The organism is Sandaracinaceae bacterium (assembly GCA_020633055.1).
Lineage (GTDB): Bacteria > Myxococcota_A > Polyangia > Polyangiales > Houyiibacteriaceae > JADJJE01.
In genome coordinates, this window is sequence record JACKEJ010000004.1 from 775,831 (window position 1) to 794,178 (window position 18,348).

10 protein-coding genes are annotated in these 18,348 nt (G+C 73.4%); 7 read left to right on the plus strand and 3 right to left on the minus strand.

Annotated features, from left to right (window positions below):
• Positions 1–6 precede the first annotated feature (6 nt).
• A complete protein-coding gene (locus tag H6726_03155; protein MCB9656624.1) occupies positions 7–1,722 on the minus strand; it encodes a hypothetical protein in 1,716 nt (571 codons plus the stop codon).
• Between the two features lie 381 nt (positions 1,723–2,103).
• On the opposite strand from H6726_03155, the gene H6726_03160 reads away from it, so the two are divergent.
• Positions 2,104–2,850 carry a hypothetical protein gene (locus tag H6726_03160; protein MCB9656625.1) on the plus strand — a complete coding sequence of 249 codons (747 nt, stop codon included), beginning with the start codon at positions 2,104–2,106 and terminating at the stop codon, positions 2,848–2,850.
• Positions 2,851–2,886: 36 nt separating this feature from the next.
• Here H6726_03160 and H6726_03165 read toward each other — a convergent pair whose 3' ends face one another.
• Positions 2,887–3,549: a hypothetical protein gene (locus H6726_03165; protein MCB9656626.1), complete on the minus strand. Its 663-nt coding sequence runs from the start codon at positions 3,547–3,549 to the stop codon at positions 2,887–2,889.
• Between the two features lie 127 nt (positions 3,550–3,676).
• On the opposite strand from H6726_03165, the gene H6726_03170 reads away from it, so the two are divergent.
• From H6726_03170 to H6726_03185, 4 genes are all read left to right on the plus strand, one after another.
• Positions 3,677–4,156, plus strand: coding sequence for a hypothetical protein (locus H6726_03170; GenBank protein ID MCB9656627.1), 480 nt, complete (start codon positions 3,677–3,679; stop codon positions 4,154–4,156).
• Complete coding sequence (locus H6726_03175; protein MCB9656628.1) at positions 4,153–5,661, plus strand: GMC family oxidoreductase; 1,509 nt, start codon at positions 4,153–4,155, stop codon at positions 5,659–5,661. The genes H6726_03170 and H6726_03175 overlap by 4 nt, the downstream gene beginning before the upstream one ends.
• A gap of 72 nt (positions 5,662–5,733) precedes the next feature.
• Positions 5,734–9,039 carry a serine/threonine protein kinase gene (locus H6726_03180; GenBank protein ID MCB9656629.1) on the plus strand — a complete coding sequence of 1,102 codons (3,306 nt, stop codon included), beginning with the start codon at positions 5,734–5,736 and terminating at the stop codon, positions 9,037–9,039.
• Positions 9,040–9,189: 150 nt separating this feature from the next.
• Positions 9,190–10,296 carry a hypothetical protein gene (locus tag H6726_03185; protein ID MCB9656630.1) on the plus strand — a complete coding sequence of 369 codons (1,107 nt, stop codon included), beginning with the start codon at positions 9,190–9,192 and terminating at the stop codon, positions 10,294–10,296.
• A gap of 61 nt (positions 10,297–10,357) precedes the next feature.
• Here the strand turns inward: H6726_03185 and H6726_03190 are convergent, their stop codons facing one another.
• Complete coding sequence (locus H6726_03190; protein ID MCB9656631.1) at positions 10,358–12,826, minus strand: ATP-dependent RNA helicase; 2,469 nt, start codon at positions 12,824–12,826, stop codon at positions 10,358–10,360.
• Between the two features lie 198 nt (positions 12,827–13,024).
• Here H6726_03190 and H6726_03195 point away from each other — a divergent pair, with 198 nt between their 5' ends.
• Positions 13,025–15,829 carry an AAA family ATPase gene (locus H6726_03195; protein MCB9656632.1) on the plus strand — a complete coding sequence of 935 codons (2,805 nt, stop codon included), beginning with the start codon at positions 13,025–13,027 and terminating at the stop codon, positions 15,827–15,829.
• Positions 15,830–15,832: 3 nt separating this feature from the next.
• Entirely contained in the window at positions 15,833–18,322 is a 2,490-nt protein-coding gene (locus H6726_03200) for a VWA domain-containing protein (protein ID MCB9656633.1), read from the plus strand.
• The last annotated feature ends 26 nt before the right edge of the window (positions 18,323–18,348 follow it).

The following is an 18,348-nucleotide window of genomic DNA, read 5'->3' on the forward strand; positions in this document are numbered from 1 at the left end:
GTCTCCTCACCAGTCGAACGTGAGCGCGAGCCCCGCGCCGAGGCCTGCGTGGTCGATGCTGCGGCCCTGGTAGGACGCGCGCAGCGAGAGGGCGAAGGTGTCCGTCAGCTGGCGCCCCACCTCGAGGATGCCGCGCACCGCGAGCTCACCCTCGTTGACGGGTTGGTCGGTGACGTGCACCTCCACCGCCATCGGCCAGCGGGGGCGCGGCACGAAGCTGAGCCCGATGAAGGCGCGCTGCCCGATCTCGGGGATCGTCTCGGCGCCCAGGACCAGGTTGGTGCCGTCGTCCGGGCCGATGCGCACGCGCAGCTGGAACCCGCCGCGCACCTCGCTGTTGCCACCGCTGCCGAGACCGAGCCCCACGGTCACCCGCGGCACCAGCGCGAACAGCCGATGCAGGCGCAGCTCGGTCTCGAAGAATCCGTACGAGAAGCCCGCCGAGCGCACCGTGCTGGGGTCGTCGATGTCGGCCGGGCCACGTCCGCGGTAGTGGCCGTAGCCCACGCGCACCGCGTGCACGAAGCCGCGCTGGACGCGATAGAGGAAGTCACCGCCGGCCGCTACGTACCAGTCGTCTCCGGACGCGCCGTCGAAGCTGGCCACCTCGCTCTCGAGCCGGACGCGCGCGCGCGGGCCCGTGGGCGCGGGGTCGCTGGCGCTCGCGGGCACCCGGACGCGCTGGGGGTGCGCGCTGTCACCCATCACACTCACCACGGCCCCCGTCACGCCGGACACCGCGACGACGAAGAACTCGAAGCCAGGGGCGTGTACGAGCTCGGCCGGCACCCGCGCACGCGTGTGACCGATGTCGTCGGTGTGCATGGACACCTGAGTGAACTCGGCCGGCGCACCGGGCTCGATGCTCCGCGCGTAGAGCTCGAACCCGCTCACGGCGTCGAGATCGGACATGCCGCGTGAGGCCGGCGGCTGGGCAGGCACACCACGCTCCGCCGGCTGCAGCTCGCCCATGGACGGCTCGAGGAGCAGCCCGATGAACACGGGTTGGTCCGCGTGCGCCTCGGTCAGCGCCAGCGCGTAGACGCGCGCACGCACAGCGCGCTGGATGAGCTGCCGTTGCTGCTCCGCCGTCGGCGCTGCTGGCACGCTGGCCCCCTCCGCGGCGACACGCAGGGCCTCGATGTCGCGCTCGATCCCGGCCGCCAACGGGGAGCCCGGGAACGCGCGCACGAACTGCTCCATCCGGGTGATGCGCTCCTCGGGGCTCGCACCCCGGCTGTCCCGGAACATGGCCAGCAGCGCCTCCTCGTCGGCGGCGCGTGGCGCGGGCGCAGCGTGAGCGGCGACGGGAGCGGCATGGGGCTCGAGCGTGGGCGCGGGGGCACCCTCGGGCGCTCCCAGGGGCGTCGGAGTGCCCATCGCGCGCTCGACCTCGACGACATCCCCCACCTGGAGCGGTCGGTCGGCGTCACCCACCAGACGGGCCAGCGACAAGGTCGTCCCAGCTTGACGCACCTCCAGCCAAGCAATGACGAAGCGGTCTTCGACGGGCTGGCGGGTCAGGGGATGGCGCAGGCGAATGGTCCTGTAGACCGCGAGACGCGCGCCGTCGCGCACGCTCGGCGCGCCGAGGTCCAGCACCACGTCGTCCCCGTCGAGGCGGACGACGTGCCCGGTCGGCGGACCTTGAGCCTCGATGACCGCGGGGCTCGAGACGAGCGCCCCCAGCACCGCGGCGAAGACGATTCGCGCAGTTCGCATGACTTCCTCCGTAGATGCAGGAGCGCAGGGCTCCGCAGGCGAGCGGTGCAAGGCCTGAGCCAAGCTAGCGACGCGCGGTTAACGCGCGCGACGCGACCGCCTGGCCGTTCATGCTGCGCAACGACGCCACACCACGTGGTCGAGACGGCACACCCTCTGTGCGCCAGTGGCACGGTGGTGTGTGTTGGCGGCACCCGCCCGGCGTGGCAGTGTCGAGGCATTCGGGCGGTGGGTGCCCCGAGCCGACTCGGGGTTCGTGCCGTATCCGTGGGTGCGGTCAAGGGCGCCTGCCCTCATGCAGCGGGCAACGCCACGTCACGGGCGATTTCCGTGATGGAAACGCCCACCTCACGCCGACCCTCCTCAGCCCCTCGAGACGTCATGAACACACCCCAGACCCTCGGTTCCGCCCAACGCACGTTCGTCTACGACCCCGAGCAGCGCAAGGTCACGCTCATGGTGGGGCTCGGCATGCTCGGCTTGGCGGTGGCCTTCCCCGTGCTCTACGCCATCGACCCGGAGGCGGCCGGCGTGATCGCGCTCTACCTGTCCCCGCTCACCGCGCTGGTCGGGCTGGGGTCGCTCGCGCACTGGGTCTACACGCGCGGCATCTCGCTCACCTTCTTCGAGCACGGCTTCGGCTACCGCGGGCAGGGCGTGCCGTACCAGGACATCCGCGGCATCCGCTACAAGCTGGTGCACGTGACGGGCGGCTCGGCCAGCTACAACAAGGGCTTCCTGCACGTGCGCTTGGCCGACGGACGGCGCGTGTCCACCAGCATGCAGCTGGAGAAGATGGACGAGGTGATTGGGACGCTCATCGGGCGCGCCATGCCCACGCTGCACGGCGGCATGCTGCAGGCGCTACTGAGCGGGCAGTCGCTCACCTTCGGGCCCTTCGCGCTTCACCCGCAGGGCGTCGTGTGTCGCGGCAAGTCCATCCCGTGGGAACGGGTGGCGTTCTCCAGCTCGGGCTCGAACACGCACGTGCAGCTGATGGACGTGGACCCCGACGAGGGCGACTACGAGGTGGTGCACAAGGCGAAGCTGGCGGACCTCGAGAACACCGACGCGCTCGAGGCGGTGGCCGAGGAGATGCGCTCGCGGGCCATCCGGGCCCGCCACTGAAGGGTCGGTCGACCACGCCGCAACGCACATCGCCGCTCAGCGCGGGAGCAGCTCGTCCACGATGCGGGTGAGGCGGGGTGACTCGGTCAGGTCGCGCGGGGTCACCATGAGCGTGTCCTCCGTCAGGCGCCCGGCGGTCTGTTGCGCCGCGCGCGCGCGGAGGCTGCCCAGGCGCACGGTGTGCGGCGTGACGAACGGCGGGGCGCCCTCCCCGGCGAAGGCCTTGATGACGAGCTCGCTGCAGTAGATGCGCGCGTCGTCCCACTGGTAGTCCCCGTCGTAGGGCCGGCCGCGCATGCGCTCGAGCGCGCGGCGGGCAGCGGGGAGCCGCGCCAGGAGCGCCGCGTCCGGCCGATACACGGCGAGCTCTTGGTTCACGCCGCGCCCCACCCACGCCACCAGGGGGGTGGGCCCGACGGGCTCGTAGGCTTCGTACACCACGCGCTCTCCATCCTCGATCATGACCAGCCCCACGTGCACGTAGCGGCTCTCCGTCACGCGTCGGATGAACGAGCAGCGCTGCCCGCACGCGAGGTCCTGGAACACGAGGTCCCCCTCGCGGATGCCGCCAAAGACCCGCTCGCGGGCCGCCAGCGCGCGCTCTGGGGCCCCCGAGAGCACGTACAGCGTGATGCCCAGCGCCGCGAAGACGAGCGCCAGCGAGTGAGCGAAGGTGAAGCCCGAGGTGCGCACGCCCATGGGACACCCTCTGGCGTCGCGGGTTCCCGACAGACATCACGTCAGCGTCCTGCCGACCCTTCGGACTCGACGCACTGACCCTGCAAACGCGCCCCAGCGCACGGGTGGTTCTGATACGTTCGCGCGCATGGCCATGCTCGACAGCACGCGCAGCGGGATCGCTGGCACCGCCGAGGTGCTCTACCCCGTCAACACCTTCGGCGCCCCGGACTGGCTGGAGGCCGAGGTCGTCGCCAACACGCTCAGCTACCTCGCCGAGCTCCCGCCGCACCGTGGCCAGCTGGTCGGAGCCCTGTTCGTGGCCGCGGACGTGATGCTCCCGGCCATGCTGGGCGCACGACCCGGCCTGCCCTACGTCCCCCTCGAGAAGCGGCAAGCCGCGTTCGAGCGCTGGTACAAGGAGCCCTTCTCGCCCATGGGGCAGTTCGTGGGCGCCCTCAAGGCCACCCTCGCCATGTGCTACTTCGGGCACCCGAAGGTGGTGAGCTACATCGGGACGCGCAAGGTGTGTGAGCGCCCCTGGGACGCGTACAAGGTGGACGTGGACGTGGACTTCCTGGTGCGCGACCGCGCCCGCGTGGCCAGCAGCGAGGGGGGCCGCGCGTGATCCATCACCTGAACGACCTGAGCGGGGGCTTCGACGCCGAGGCCGACGTCATCGTGGTGGGCAGCGGGGCGGGTGGGGCCGTGGCCGCCGCCAACTTCGCCGAGGCTGGGCTGCGCACGGTGGTGCTGGAGGCCGGCCCGCAGATCGCGAAAGAGGACATGACCCGCGACGGGCCACGCTTCATGGCGCGCTACATGTGGGACGGGGGCCTGCGCATCATCCAGGCGCGCTCGCCGGTGCCCATCATGCAGGGGCGCTGCCTGGGCGGCAGCACGGTCATGAACTCGGCCATCATGCTGAAGATCCCGGACTGGGTGCGGCAGGACTGGTCGCGCAAGAACGGGCTCTACTGGCTCGAGGGCGAGGAGCTGGACGCGGGCTTCGAGCGGGCCTTCGCGGGCACCAAGACGGCGCCCACCCCGATGAGCGTGATGGGCCCGCGCAACCGCATCGTGCGCGACGCGCTGGTCGCCGCGAACCAGCCGGGCAAGCCGCTGCCGCGCGCGGTGCACGACTGCGAGGGCTGCTCCGACTGCCTGGTGGGCTGCAGCAGCGGCGCCAAGCAGAGCACCGACCGCAGCTACATCCCGCGGGCCGTGAAAGACGGCGCCCAGGTCTACACCTGCGCGCACGTGGAGCAGATCCTGATGGACGGCACCCGCACGGTGGGCGTGACGGGCCGCGTGGTGGACCCGGTCGGCCGACGCCCGGTCGGCAAGTTCACGGTGCGCGCGCCGCGCGTGGTGCTCGCCGCGGGCGTCATGAACACGCCCGTCATCCTGCAGCAGAGCGGCATCAACCCGCGCGGGCGCGTGGGGGCCACGCTGGACGTGCACCTCACGGGCGGCGTGGTGGCGCGCATGGAGGAGCGGGTGGACCCGTGGATCGGCGCGACCCAGGGCTGGGGCGCCATCAGCGAGGAGATCCGCGGGATGAAGTTCGAGTCGCTGTGGGCGCCGCCAGGGCTCCTGCTGGCCAAGTGGGGCGGCCTGGGCGAGTCCTTCCTGCGCGAGCTGGACGAGATCAAGTACTTCGCGGTGATCGCCATCGTCTATCGCGGGAAGTGCAGCGGGAGCGTCACGGCCGACCGGCACGGGCGACCCAACATGAAGTTCAAGGTGCCCGACTTCGAGGCGCGCAACGTGTTCCGCGGCATGAAGATCGCGGCGGACGGCTTCCTGGACGTGGGGGCGCGCTACGTGGGCGCGGGCACCTTCCCCGGCGTGCCCGCGAAGATGCGCACCAAGCGCGACACGGAGAGCCTGCTGAGCCCCAAGCTGGGCGCGAAGCACATGGCCATGACCGGCAACCACGCGTTCGGCTCCTGCCGCATGACGGCCGCGTCCAACGAGGGCCCGTGCGACCCAGACGGCAAGGTGCGCGGCGTAGAGGGCATCTACATCTGCGACACCAGCGTGTTCCCGAGCCCCACGGCCGTGAACCCGCAGGCCACGTGCATGGCGGTCGCGGACGTGCTCACCCGGCGCATCGTCGCTCGGGCGTAGCGGCGGGCGGCGAACCCGGGGCGCCAATAATGCGAGAGGCGGGGGCGTTCTGGGGTAGCTTGGTGCCGAACGATGATCTCCGCCTCGTTGAATGACGCCCTGGCCACGCTCACCGACGCGCTCCTGAGCCAGCCCGAACTCGATCCGTTGCTGCGCCGTCACTGGCGTGAGGACCCGACGGACGAGGACGACCTGCCCGCGCACCTGCGGGCGGCGGCGGACGTGCTCTCGGCCGAGCTGCCGGTGCTCAGCGTGGGCGAGGACCCGGACGTGGTGCTGCTGTCGCTGCTGGCGAACCACGGGGGGCTGGTGCTGCTGACCTGGTGCTCGTCGAGCGCGTGGCGCGGGGACACGTGCATGTCCGCCATGCTCGAGGTGGCGGTGGGCGAGGACGACCTGGCCCAGGCGGTGTCGGGCGCCGCCCGTGAGCGCGTGGTGAGCGGCCCGCTGATGGACGCCCTCGCGTGCGTCCCGCTGATGGGCGACGGAAGCGACCTGAACCACCCGATGAACGCCGAGGTGCGCGCGCGGCTCGAGATCCTCGTCTGGGAGGCGGGCTCGTGCGCGTGGGAGCTGCCCGAGTTCGGGGCGTGGATCTGGCGCTCGCCGGCCGCGTTCGACGCGTTGATCGGGACGCCTGCGCACGGGTCCTTGCGTGGGCGCGTGCTGGCCGCGCGTTGCCTCGAGGCCACCGTCTGCGCCGTCACGCCGCACACCAGCCAGGAGCTGGTGGGGCGCACGCTGTCCGTGCTGCAGCCGCTGTTGCTGCACCCCGAGCCGCTCGTGTGGGTGCACGCCGCCCGCGCGCTCGGCCGCCTGACGGGGCCGCTCGAGGAGCTGCAGGGCATGCTGCTCGACTGGGTCATGGGCGACTCGCCCGTGCTGCGTCAGCGCGCCATGACCGCGTTCGCGTCGCTGCCAGCAGACCGCCTGGGCTTCCTGGCCAGCCAGCTGGTGGCCATCGTCCGCTCGCCCAACGAGGACCCCTCCGTGCTGGCCGCCATCGCGGCCGCGACGCCCTACCTGTTCTTCGAGCGGCGCGACATCTGGGACCGCCTGGCGACGCGCATCTACAGCGGTGACGGGGGCGCCATCACGGCGCGGGCCCTGGCGCGTGGGCTCGCCACGCTGTGGCGGCGCGGCACGCTCAACGAGGAGATCGAGCCGCACCTGCGCCGGCTGCGCAACCGCGCGCGGCGCGTGCGCGCGGGTGAGTTCTCCGACCTGCGGCGCTGGATCGAGGTCATCGCCGTGACCGACATCGTGGACGGCGCCGAGCGCGACCCGCTGGACCTCGAGCTGGGGCTCGACAACCTCATGCGCCTGGCCGCGCAGTACGACGACCCCGAGGCCGACGCCCGGGCCGCGCGCTTCGCGGGCTCGGTCGCGACCACGTTCGAGGAGGCGCGGCGCATCACGCTCAGCGAGGCGCGCCCGCGGCAGCGCGCGGCGGCCATCAACGCGGTGGAGGCCTGCGCGCGCGTGTTCGCGCTGCGCATCTGGGGCCCATTGCTGGAGACCAGCCCAGACAGCATCCCCGTGCAAGAGCCGATGCTGGAGGCCACCTGGCAGACCATCGCGGAGACCCCCGCGCACATCCTCGACCTGGTGAAGCAGCGGCGGCAGGACGAGGGCGTGGAGATGCCCGTGGACGTGCCGCTCGAGGTGCTGGCCCTGCGCCTGGGCGGCTACGCGCTGGACGCGTGTGGCGAGGAGCAGTTCGGGCCGCAGGCGGGCCAAGCGGCGCACGACACGTGTCTCTGGCTGCGCAAGCTGCAGGGGCTGGCAGACGGCTCGCGGCACATGCCCGCGCCGCTCGAGACGGCCCTCAGCGCCATCTTCTGGCGCTTGGTGGACACGGCCCGCGGCACCACGCTGGGCGTAGGCGACGACGTGGCCTGGCTCGGACCCTTCGCGGCCTGGTGGGCGCTGGTCATCGACCGTCCCTCCATGTTGGAGCGGCTGGCCACCGCGTTGCCCATGATGGACACGCACGCGCTGACCCACTGCTGCACGCAGGCCGAGACGCTGCGCACCGTGCTGTCGGCGGGAGAAGACGACGGACGGTGGGGTGAGGCCTCCGCGACCGCGCTCGCGGCGCTGCACGCGCAGGACACCGAGCTGGCGCACGCGCTGATGGCGCTCTCCCAGTCGCTGCAGCGCTTCAGCGGGGCCGCGGGGCGGCACCCGGAGCTGGAGGCCCTGTGCCAGGAGCTGGTCTTGGCGGGCGACCGCGTGCAGGCCGCGCTGGCCGACCCGGTGCGCGCGCTCGGCATCGAGGGGGTGCCCGCCGACGACCCGGCCACGCGCGACAGCCTCGAGAACGCGCCGCGCCGCGCCGCGCTGATGGCGCGCGCCATCCGCTCACGCGAGCTCTCCATGCTCGACGTCTGGCTGGCGTCGCTCGGCCCCATCGCGTCGGCCCTGCTGGAGGCGGGCATCCAGGCGGCCATCCGGCGCACGCCCCCGCCGCCGCCCACCAAGCCCAAGAAGGAGCCGCAGTTCATCGAGGGCTACGAGCTCATGCAGCGCATCGGCGAGGGCGGCATCGGCTCGGTGTGGCTGGTGCGCAAGCCCGGCGCAGACCGCATGTTCGTGCTCAAGATCCCCAAGCGCGAGGCGCTGGCCAACGCGTCCGAGACGGAGAGCGCGGGCATCCTCGCCTCGTTCGTGGAGGAGGCCGCGGCGCTGGCGGGCCTGTACCACCCCAACGTGGCGAACATCATCGACCGCGGCGTGTCGGGGGGCGTGCCCTTCCTGGTGCTGGAGTACCTCATCGGCGCGGACCTGCAGCAGTACGCGACGGCGCGGCGCATGAGCCTGTTCGAGCTGCGTGACGTGGTGCTGGGGGCCTGCGCGGGCCTGGCCGGCCTGCACGGCGCGGGCCTGGTGCACCGCGACATCAAGCCCGCCAACCTGTGGCTGCGCCTGCCCCTCGCGCGCGGTGAGCGCTTCGACCCGCAGAAGCACCGCGACCCCGCGATCGTGCCGCCGCTCGCCACCGTGGTGATCGACTTCGGCATGGTGCGCGCGCAGCACGTCTCGAGTGACGTGGCCGGGCGCTTCGTCGCAGGCACCGCGGGCTACATCGCGCCCGAGCAGGTGCTCGACCCGGTGGAGCTGGACCCGCGCGCGGACGTCTACGCGCTGGCCGGCACCATCTACAACGTGACGACAGGGCGCTCGTTCTTCGACGAAATCGAGAACACCCGCGACCGCATCATCGCGCACATGAGCCGCGACCCGTTCGAGGACCCCGAGCGCCTGAAGGGCTTCCCGCCCACCATGGCCAAGCTGCTGCGCGCGGCGACGGCCAACAAGCCCGGTGACCGGCCGAGCCCGCTCGAGTTCGGGCGCTTGTTCGCGAGCGCGCTGTAGACGCGGCGGAAGGCCTCGAGCCGAAGCGCACGAACCCCCACCCGCGCGTTACGTGGTGCGGGACCCCGCGCCGTGCATCGCGGGACGCTACGTGATTCCTCGGACCTCGCATATCCTCGCAGGAGTGGGTTCCAGCGGAAGGTAGTCGTCATGAAGGGCTCTCTCGCACAATGGTTCGGTCCCGTGGTTGTGTTCGCCACCCTCGCGGGGTGCTCCGACCCGGAGGCGCCGCTCGAGGTGACCTTCGGTCCGCATCCGACCGAGCGCGACGGTGCGCGTCAGTACGCCCTCGCGACGATCCAGACTGCCCCCAACCTCGACGCAGTCGTGACGTGGACCGTCGGGCAGCGCGAGGAACGACTGGAGCTCGACCCCAGCGGCCGCGCGACGATGGAGCTCGTCCACTTCCCTGGGGAGTCGGACACCATCGAGGCGGTGGTCGACGTGCGACCCATGAGCGACTCCGGGTTCGCACCTGTGCGGCGCGCCGTGCGCTACGTGTTTCCACCCATCCCCCCGAGCCTCACCGGCGACCCACGGGGGCCATCGCTGGCGTGCTACCACTCGCCGAGGCCCTGCGAGGTGCGCTGGGCGAACGGCGGCTGGAGGCTCTCGGGTCCGCCCGGGACGACCGTCTCCATCGGCGGTGCTACGCACACCATCGCGACCTCGGCGCCGCTGGTGGTGCCCGTCCCGCCGGGACAGCTCTTCGCGGGCATCCCCCTCGCGAGCATGCTCTCGCAGGAGCTGTCGGTCGGCATCCCCATGACCATCACGCTTCCTGGCAGTCCGCCTCTTCAGGGCGATCTTCCTTTCCCACGGCGCTCGATGGTCAACGCCGTGGCGGCGCACTTCGAGACCGTGGCGGGGAGCGGCGTCAGCGTGTCACCCGAGGGGACCGGCCGCGGGATCCTCGTCGTCCGGCAGGGCGAGGTCGGGGATCGAGAGCTCCGCGTGGTGGGCACGGCAGCGACCGCGGGCGACATCGGCTACGTGGCCCTCGTGACGTGGACGTCGACGCGCCGTGACTGCGGCATGTATGGCTCGGGAGGTGTCGCCCGGACGCGCATCCACGCGGTGACGTTCACGCACGCCATCAAGCTCTTCGAGCGCCGAACGGGCCGGGAGGTCGCGTCACGCTCGTTCACGGGTCCCGCGGCCCAGTGCCCGTCGTCGGCGATGTCCGACGAGACGGTCGCGGTGACTGGCCCGGAGCCCGCCGAGGAGGACGCCTGGATGGTGGCGCAGGCCCACTGACCGCGTGGACCACGGCTTCGTAGGGCCGCAGACACGTCGGTTGCTGACGCCTGCCGCGCGTTCAGCGGACTGGCCCGCGCACGACGTGCAGGACGCGCCCGGCCTCGGCGCAGACCTTGTAGCCGCCGAAGCGCGGGATGTAGTTCGGCGGGGGCGGCGTCTTGCGCGTGCCACGCACCATGCGGAGCGTGACGGTGCGCTGCTCCACGTCGATCTCGCTCACGTACTGCGCGTCGCCGACGTCGAGCCGCACCGGGAACTCCTCGGCCAGCTGCTGGCTCTCGTAGGCGGGGAGCGCGTCGGGCAAGAGGTCGTCCGCCGAGAGCAGCGCGAGGTCGTCGGTGCGCTCGACGCCCAGCTCGAGCAGGCGCTCGGCCACGAACGTCTCGAGGGGCGGCGGGGGACCGCACGGGGTGAGCCCCAGGCTCTCGCCGACGCGCGTGCCGGAGAGCGCCGCGGCCAGGGCGCGCTCTTGCGTGCGGCGCTTGGCCTCGCCCACGGAGCCCTTGAAGATGCGCCCGGCCAGGAACAGCTGGGCGATGGCCTCGCGCGCCAGCGGCCCCTCGGGCACGGCCTCGCGCGTGCTCAGCACGACGCCCGCGTACACGCGCTCGAGGGTGGCCGTGATGCGCCCGCGCTCCTTGGTGACGGCCCCGAGTCGCTCCTCGCCCAGCCCCGCCTGCCCAAGCCAGGCGAGCGGGACGGGCATGGCGCAGGTCGCGATGAGCTTGGTCTCGCGTGCGTTCGCGCCGAGGGCGCGGGTGTCCAGCACGAGCATGGCGTCGACCACGGGCGCGTCACGCCTCCCCTCGTCGCGCTCCAGCTTGAGGCGCAGCGCGCTCTCGCGACCCAGCTCGAGCTCGGGGCCCCCGTTGGCCCAGGCGGTGCCGTGCTTGCGCCGTCGCGCCACGTAGGCCGCGCGGGCGTCGGCCGCGAGGATGGCGCGCGCCAGGGCCTCGCGGGACGTGGCGGGCCGTGGACGCTGCGTGTGGTCGGTCGTCGGCACGGACTTCGCGCCCGCTCGCTCCGAACCGAGCGCGAGCGCCTGCTGCAGGCGGTCGCGTAGTTGGTGCGCCTCGCGCAGCGCCGGCGCATGCAGGACGTGGGGCGGCGCGTCCTCCCGCATGGCGCGGATGATGGCCTGCACGTCGCAGCCGCTCGCGCGCGGGTCGCTGTCGTCCCGCAGGTCCAGCTCGCGTGGCGGGCCCTGGAAGAGCGGGCGCCCGACCGCCAGCCCCGCCACCAGGCACAGCAAGTCGTCTGCGAGCACCACCTCGCCCCGCGCGCGCTCGGCCTGCGCCTCGACCACCAAGCGGCCCAGGGCGGCGTCCAGCGGCAGCCCCGAGAGCGCGCGGCCCGCGGCCGTCACGCCGTGCTCGTCGAGCGCCCCGAGCGCGTGCAGCTCGGCCTCGGCTTGCGTGAGCGCGTGCTCCTTCGGCGGGTCCAGGAACGGCAACGCGCGCACCGGCACCCCCGCGGCCGCCGCGCCGAGCACCAGCGGCACGAGCGACTCGCGGTGCACCTCGGGCGGCGTCGCGGCCGCGAGGCGGGTGGTCTCGCTCCACAGCCGGTAGCACACGCCCGCGGCGGTACGGCCCGCGCGACCGGCGCGCTGCTCGGCGCTGTCGTCGGCGATGGGCAGCAAGGTGAGAAAGCCGCGCCCTTGGTGGTAGCGCGTACGGCGCACCAGCCCCGAGTCGATGACCACGCCCACGCCCGGCACGGTGAGCGACGTCTCGGCCACGTTGGTGCACAGGATGACCTTGCGGCGGGGTGCGGGCTCGAACACGCGCGCCTGCTCGTCGAGCGTGAGCCCGCCGTGGAGGTTGAGCGTGAGCACGTCACGGCGCTGCGCGAGGCGCTCGTGCACGGCGTGGATCTCGCCCTTGCCCGGCAAGAACACCAGCACGTCGCCGGGGTCGCGGGCGGCGCGCTCGAGCGCCTGCGCCACGCGCTCGGGCAGGTCGTCGCGGTCGGGAGGCCGGTGACCCACGTGCGCGACGCGCACCGGGAACGTGCGGCCCTCGGCGTGCAAGTGCGTGCCTCCGAGGGCTTGGGCGATGTCGTCGCCCGCGAAGGTGGCGGACATCACGACCAGCCCCGCCGTGCGCTCGTGGCGCAAGAGCGCGAGCAGCAGGTCCACGTCGAGGCGCCGCTCGTGTAGCTCGTCCACCACCACGGCGTGCGCGGCGCGCACCTGCGCGAGCTGACGCAGGGCGATGCCCGGCGTGGCGAAGACGAGCTGCGTGCCCGGCCCCGTGCGGTCGTCGTCACGCACGCGGTAGCCCACGCGCTCACCCAGGCGGGTGCCCAGCAGCGAGGCCACGCGGCTGGCGAGGGCCCGGCACGCCACGCGGCGCGGCTCGATCACCCACACCACCTGGCCAGTGGGCGCGCTCTCCAGCAACCACGCCGGCACGCACGTGGACTTGCCCGAGCCCGTGGGCGCCGAGATGACCACCGGCCCTGTGCGCAGGGCTTCCGCGAAGGCGGGACGCAGCGCATCGATGGGCAGGCGAGGCTCGGACACGCGCCCGTATAGCACGCGGCGCTGAGCTTCACGGCCGCTGGACCCCTGGTAGTATCCCCCCATGAGCACCGCGGTCACCCCCACACCCGAGTCGCGCCCACGAACGGTTCGGGTGCGCCGCGCGGCGGCTCGCGCCAAAGCACACGTAGAGACGCGCGTCCGGCCGCGTGAGCTCGATGGCGCGCCCAGCGAGCCGGCATGACGCAGCGCCTGGACCACCGCCGCGCGCAGGCCATGCGCCGCTTCGCCGAGTTCTTCACAGAGCTCAAGGGGACCTTCCGCGAGCGCGAGGACGTGCTGGACCAGGTGGCCCTGGCGCTCTTGGCGCGCGAGCACGTGTTGATGACGGGGCCGCCGGGCACGGCCAAGAGCCAGCTCTCGAGCGCGGTCGTGGGGCGCATCCGCTGCGAGCAGAGCGGACAGCCCAGCCTGTTCAGCCGGCAGTTCACGGAGAGCACCGTGCAGACCGACCTGATCGGCCCCGTGAACTTCAAGACGCTGACCGAGACGGGACGCACGGAGCACTTCACCGACGAGGGGATGTTGGGCGCCGTGCACGCCTTCTTGGACGAGGTGCTGGACGGACGCGACATGCTGCTGCGCAGCACGCTGAACGTGTTGGAGGAGCGCGAGCTGAAGCAGGGCACGCGCGTCACCAAGGGCGCCATCGAGTGCGCGCTGATGACGAGCAACCGCTACCTGGCGGAGGTGCTGCAGGACAGCCGCGAGACGCTGCTGGCGTTCGTCGACCGCATCGCGTTCGTGAACTTCGTGCCGCGCGGCTTTGCGCGCTCCGAGAGCCTGGACGCCGTGCTCGCGGGCACGGTGGGCAAGCACCGGCAGCCGCTGCGCGCCCCGCTGAGCATCCAGGACCTGGACGTGCTGCAGGCGATGGTGGAGCAGGTGGAGGTGCCCGCGCACGTGCTGACGCAGCTGCGCGAGCTGGTGGAGTCGTTCGAGCGCGAGCAGCGCCTGGCCGAGCGGGCGGACCCGCACTTCGTGCCCACGCGCTACCTCTCCACGCGCACGGTGGTGCGCCTGGGCAAGCTGCTGCGCGCCATCTGCGTGTTCGACAAGGCCAACCACCGGCCCGAGCGCGCGCTGCGTGTGGAGCTCGACGATCTCGGCCTGCTGCGCCTGAGCCTGTTACTGGCGGGGCCACGCACGGCGGACATCGAGGCGCTGATCGAACGTGAGAGCGACCCGCGCGAGCGACGCCAGCTGAAGGTCATGGCGCGCGAGCACGAGCTGTTCGCGCAGTGCCTGCGGAAGCTCACCCTCCGGCAGCCGAGCCTCGACCCCACGCACCCCGCGCACCCCGCGCAGGAGGAGCACGGCGCCGAGCCCGGGACGCCGCGGCGGACGATCCGCGACACACGCCCCGAGTTCGAGGCGCTGGGCGCGACCGACACGGACGCCGAGGGTACGGACGGCCACGCGGGGGCCGCGCACGAGGCCGAGCGCGAGGCCGAGCGCGAAGCCGAGCGGCTGGGGCTGCAGCTGGTCGCGGAGAGCGCGGCGGCGCTGCGCGCGGGATGGCTCGTGTCCGGCGCAGACGACGCGCTGCACGTCGCGCGGGACCTCGCGGCGCGCGCCGATGCCCTCACCAGCACGGAGGCCGTGGGAGAGGCGACGTCGAACACCGCCCTCGCGCGCTGGCTGCGACGACGGGCGCTGCGCGAGCTGGTGGTGGGCGTGCAGATGGCGAACGAGCCCGGCGGGCCGTCGCCGAGCTGCCCGACCTCGACCGAGGAAGCCCTGCGCGTCTCGCGTGAGCGCATCGCGCGCATGCAGGGGGTGCTCAGGCTGCGGGAGGAGCTCGAAGCGCAGCTCGCCGCGCACGGGGCCGCTTCCCACACCGGCCCCCATGGCGCAGGGTCCGCTGGACGTGACGCTGCGCACGCCGCCCGCGCGCCTGCTGGACGTGACGCTGCGCACGCCACCCGCGAGTCTCCTGGACGTGACCCTTGGCACGCCGCCCGCGCGCCCGCCTCGGGCGCCACGTTCGACCCCGAGGGCGACGACGACCGCGCGTTCCGAGCCGGCCTCGGGCGACTGCGCGAGGCGCTCCGCCTGTGGTGGGACGCCGCGCTGCGCACCCGCGTGCAAGAGACCACGGGAGCCGCCGAGCGCGACGACCTGGGCGCCGTGTTGGACGCGCTCGACACCGTGCGCGCCCCGCTGGACGCGCTGGACCACGAGCTGGGTGCGCTGGAGCAGATGGTGGGCGGGGCAGACGACGGCGGCCCGCGGGAAGCGTTCGGCATCACCGTCGCGGGACCGCGTCTGCGCCCGCTGGTGCGCGCCGCCTACGGGCGGCTCCAGCTGGCGGACCGTCGCGCGCTGGTCACGCGGGTGCGCGAGCTGGTCACGCGGCTGGACAAGCTGACGCTCGGGGACGCGGTCGGCATCGACGAGCACCTGGCGTGGGCGGCCGAGGCCCTGCTGCGCACGGAGACGCGCACGCCGTCCATCCCGCCCATCACCGACCTTTCGGGCTATCGCGAGCTGCGCCGCCACGAGGCCAACAGCGCCGCGAGCGCGGTGCTGGCGGAGGTGGCGCTGGTGTTGCTGGAGGCAGAGGGGTTGCGAGAAGGGGCCACGCTCGACCCGGCGGACGTGGCGGCCTGCTTCGAAGGGCAACCGGAGGAGACGGCGCGCGCGCTCGGCAGGTCGGACCTCGACCGCGTGGAGCGCGCCATGGACGCGCTCGAGCTGTGGTGGACCAACGCCAAGGGGCGCGGAGCGGTGCTGCCGAGCGAGCTCTCGGGGGTGCTCCTGGACGAGCGCGCGCTGCAGCGCTTCTGGCTCGAGTGCCGGCTGACCGGGCAGGTGTTTCCCGCCGTGCGCGCGGAGGCGAGCGCCCTGGAGCAGCGCATCGTCGCGCTGAAGGGCGCGCTGAGTGACGCGGTGGCGGCGCACGAGCGGCACCAAGCCGAGCGCGCCTGGGACGAGCTGTTGGCGTCGATCGGGGACGGCCCGACGGCGGACGAGCGGCGCTAGGGCGTGGAGGAGCGGCTCGCCGACGTCCGACGTCGCCTCGAGCGCTTGCACAGCGCCCCCGATCGCGCGCCGAGCGGCTTCGAGCGCGTGCTGGTGCCCGTGCTGCGCGCCGTGGGCTGGCGGCCCCAGCTCTCGACGGACGCGGCCCGCGCGCTGCTGGACGCGGCACGCGCGCGACTCTCGGCCCCCGAGAGACCCAGCACGCTGCCCGCAGCGACGCCGCAGGCCGGTGGGACGCGCACCCCGCTGCCCCCCGCGCTGCTGGAAGCGACGCTCGCGGAGCTGGAGGACAACCTACGAGCGGTGGAGCGCTCGGCGCTCGTGCACCAGCTGGCCCCGGGTCACTACCTGGCCTGGTTGACCCGCGTGCACGACTGGCTGCGCGACATGGGGCGCGCCCAAACCCTCGACGTGGCGCACGCGTGGCGCGTCGCGGGCGCAGCCCGCACCAGCCGAGTCACCCTACCGCTGACGGTGAGCGCCGCAGACGCCCCGCCCGGCCTGCCGCTCGGGACGGTGGACGTGCTGATGGAGGCGGCGCGCGACGAGGTCGGCTCGCTGCACCGACGGCGACGCCTGCTGGAGGGGGCGCGCCGCGTGCTGCTGGAGCTGGGGGCCTCCGCGACGCTCGAGCCCGAGCCCCTGGCCGCGCGGCGCGAAGACCTGCTGACGGGCATCACGGAGCTGAACCGCCTCGAGGCCGCAGGGCTGGACGGCGAGGTCCAGCTGCCCTACCAGCTACGTCAGGCGCGCGCGCGGCGCGACGCGCCCAAGACCTACCTCGCGCTGGCCGCCGTCGAGGCCTTCGCGCGCGAGCGCGGGGACGTGGAGCTCGCGCTGCACGCGGGGCGCTGTCTCGCGCGCATCCCCGGTGCGTCTGGCCCGTCGGGCTCGTCTGACCCACCGGCGGGGCCGCCGACCCACGCGCGCGTGTCGACCGAGGCGCCTCTGCCCGGTCCCGTCGCGCGCGCATTGCGCGAGGCCTATGCGCAGGAGCGCGCGCGTGCTGCGGAGGCCGCGCAGGCAGCGACCATGAGCGACGCCCGCGAGCTGCGCCGGCGCGAGGCCTACTTCTCGGAAGAGGGTGCGCTGCGGGCGGCCCTGCTCGGGCTGGTGGCGGACGGCTGCTTCGACGTGGGTGGCTCGCTCTCGCCGGTGCGCGTGACCGAAGACCTGCGCACGCGCATCACGGTGCAGCACCCCACCGCCGCGCTGGTGCTGGAGACCGCGGGTTCACCGGCGGACCTCGCCAGCGCCGTAATCGACGACCCGCGCCTCCTGCTCTACCAGCTCGCCGGCGGACGCTTGCTGTGCCGGCGCTACGCGGACGAGCGGGTGCAGCGGCGCGAGCGCGACGCGCTGGTGAGCCAAGCGCGCATCTACGTGCTGGACGGCTCCAGCTCCATGGTGGGGGCCCGCGCGCGCATGCGGGACGCGCTGCTCGTCAGCGAGCTGGGCGCGCTGGTGGCCCGCCTGATGGCGCCCGAGACCTATGTGCACACCGTGCTGTACTTCCGCTTCTTCGACCACGCCGCGGCGCCCACGCAGCGCATCGCGACGGTGGACGAGGCCGTGGCCGCGGTGCGCGTGATCCTCGCGCGCGAGCGCGGCGGCCGCACCGACATCGAGGGCGCGCTGGTGGACTCGTTCGCACAAGTGACCGCCGCCCGGGCGCACGACCCGCACCTCACGCACGCGCAGGTGGTGCTCGTGACCGACGGCGAGGCCGACGTGAGCGCCGAGCGCGTGCTCGCGGCGCGCGCCGCCCTGAGCGACCTGCCGATTGGGGTGAGCGTGGTCGCGCTAGGCGACGAGAACCGGGACCTGCGCGCGCTGGCCGACGAGCAGCGGCGCGCTGGGGAGGCGGTCTTCTACCACCACCTGAGCGACGCGGAGCTCGAGCGCTGGGAGCGCGGCGAGGTGGACCTGGGCGTCCCGCTGCGCACCGACGACGGCGTACGAGACGGGGCCTGGCTCGAGCTGCTGGCCGACGAGCTGAGCGCGACCGAGCAGGCCGCGGACCCTACCCGCACCGTGGACGAGCTCGACCACGCCGGCGTGGCGCTGAGCGCCCTGGACGACGTGGGGCTCACGGCAGCGTCCGGCCGCGCCGACGGGGAGCGCGCTCGCTGGGAGGCGGCGCGGCGTGACCACGCGGCGCTCGAGCGGCGCTTCGCGCGCTGGTTCCCGGACATCGCCGAGGCAGAGGCATCCACCCTGACGCCTGCGGACGGCCCCGACGCGCACGCGCTGCTCGCGCTCGTGGACGCGCTCTCCGTGGTGAGCGAGATGCTGGCCCTGCTGGGCTCGGGCGGCGCGGGCGCGATGGTGGACGCCATCGACCTGCTCGGCCGGCTCTTGTGGGACGCCGGCATCTCCCCCGCCCGCTACGGCGCGCTCCTCCGGGACCACCCTGGCCCGCTGCGCGAGCCGCTGCGCGCCGTGCGGGCCGCCGCGGGTCAGGATGGTCGGAGACCCGCGGAGCACGGCTGAGCAGCCATCGGCGTGTGGCGCGCGGG

Coding starts and splice junctions, on each gene's coding strand:
- H6726_03165 (MCB9656626.1), bottom strand. CDS start 3,549: ATGGGCGTGCGCACCTCGGGCTTCACCTTCGCTCACTCGCTGGCGCTC.
- H6726_03180 (MCB9656629.1), top strand. CDS start 5,734: ATGATCTCCGCCTCGTTGAATGACGCCCTGGCCACGCTCACCGACGCG.
- H6726_03155 (MCB9656624.1), bottom strand. CDS start 1,722: ATGCGAACTGCGCGAATCGTCTTCGCCGCGGTGCTGGGGGCGCTCGTC.
- H6726_03170 (MCB9656627.1), top strand. CDS start 3,677: ATGGCCATGCTCGACAGCACGCGCAGCGGGATCGCTGGCACCGCCGAG.
- H6726_03185 (MCB9656630.1), top strand. CDS start 9,190: ATGAAGGGCTCTCTCGCACAATGGTTCGGTCCCGTGGTTGTGTTCGCC.
- H6726_03195 (MCB9656632.1), top strand. CDS start 13,025: ATGACGCAGCGCCTGGACCACCGCCGCGCGCAGGCCATGCGCCGCTTC.
- H6726_03160 (MCB9656625.1), top strand. CDS start 2,104: ATGAACACACCCCAGACCCTCGGTTCCGCCCAACGCACGTTCGTCTAC.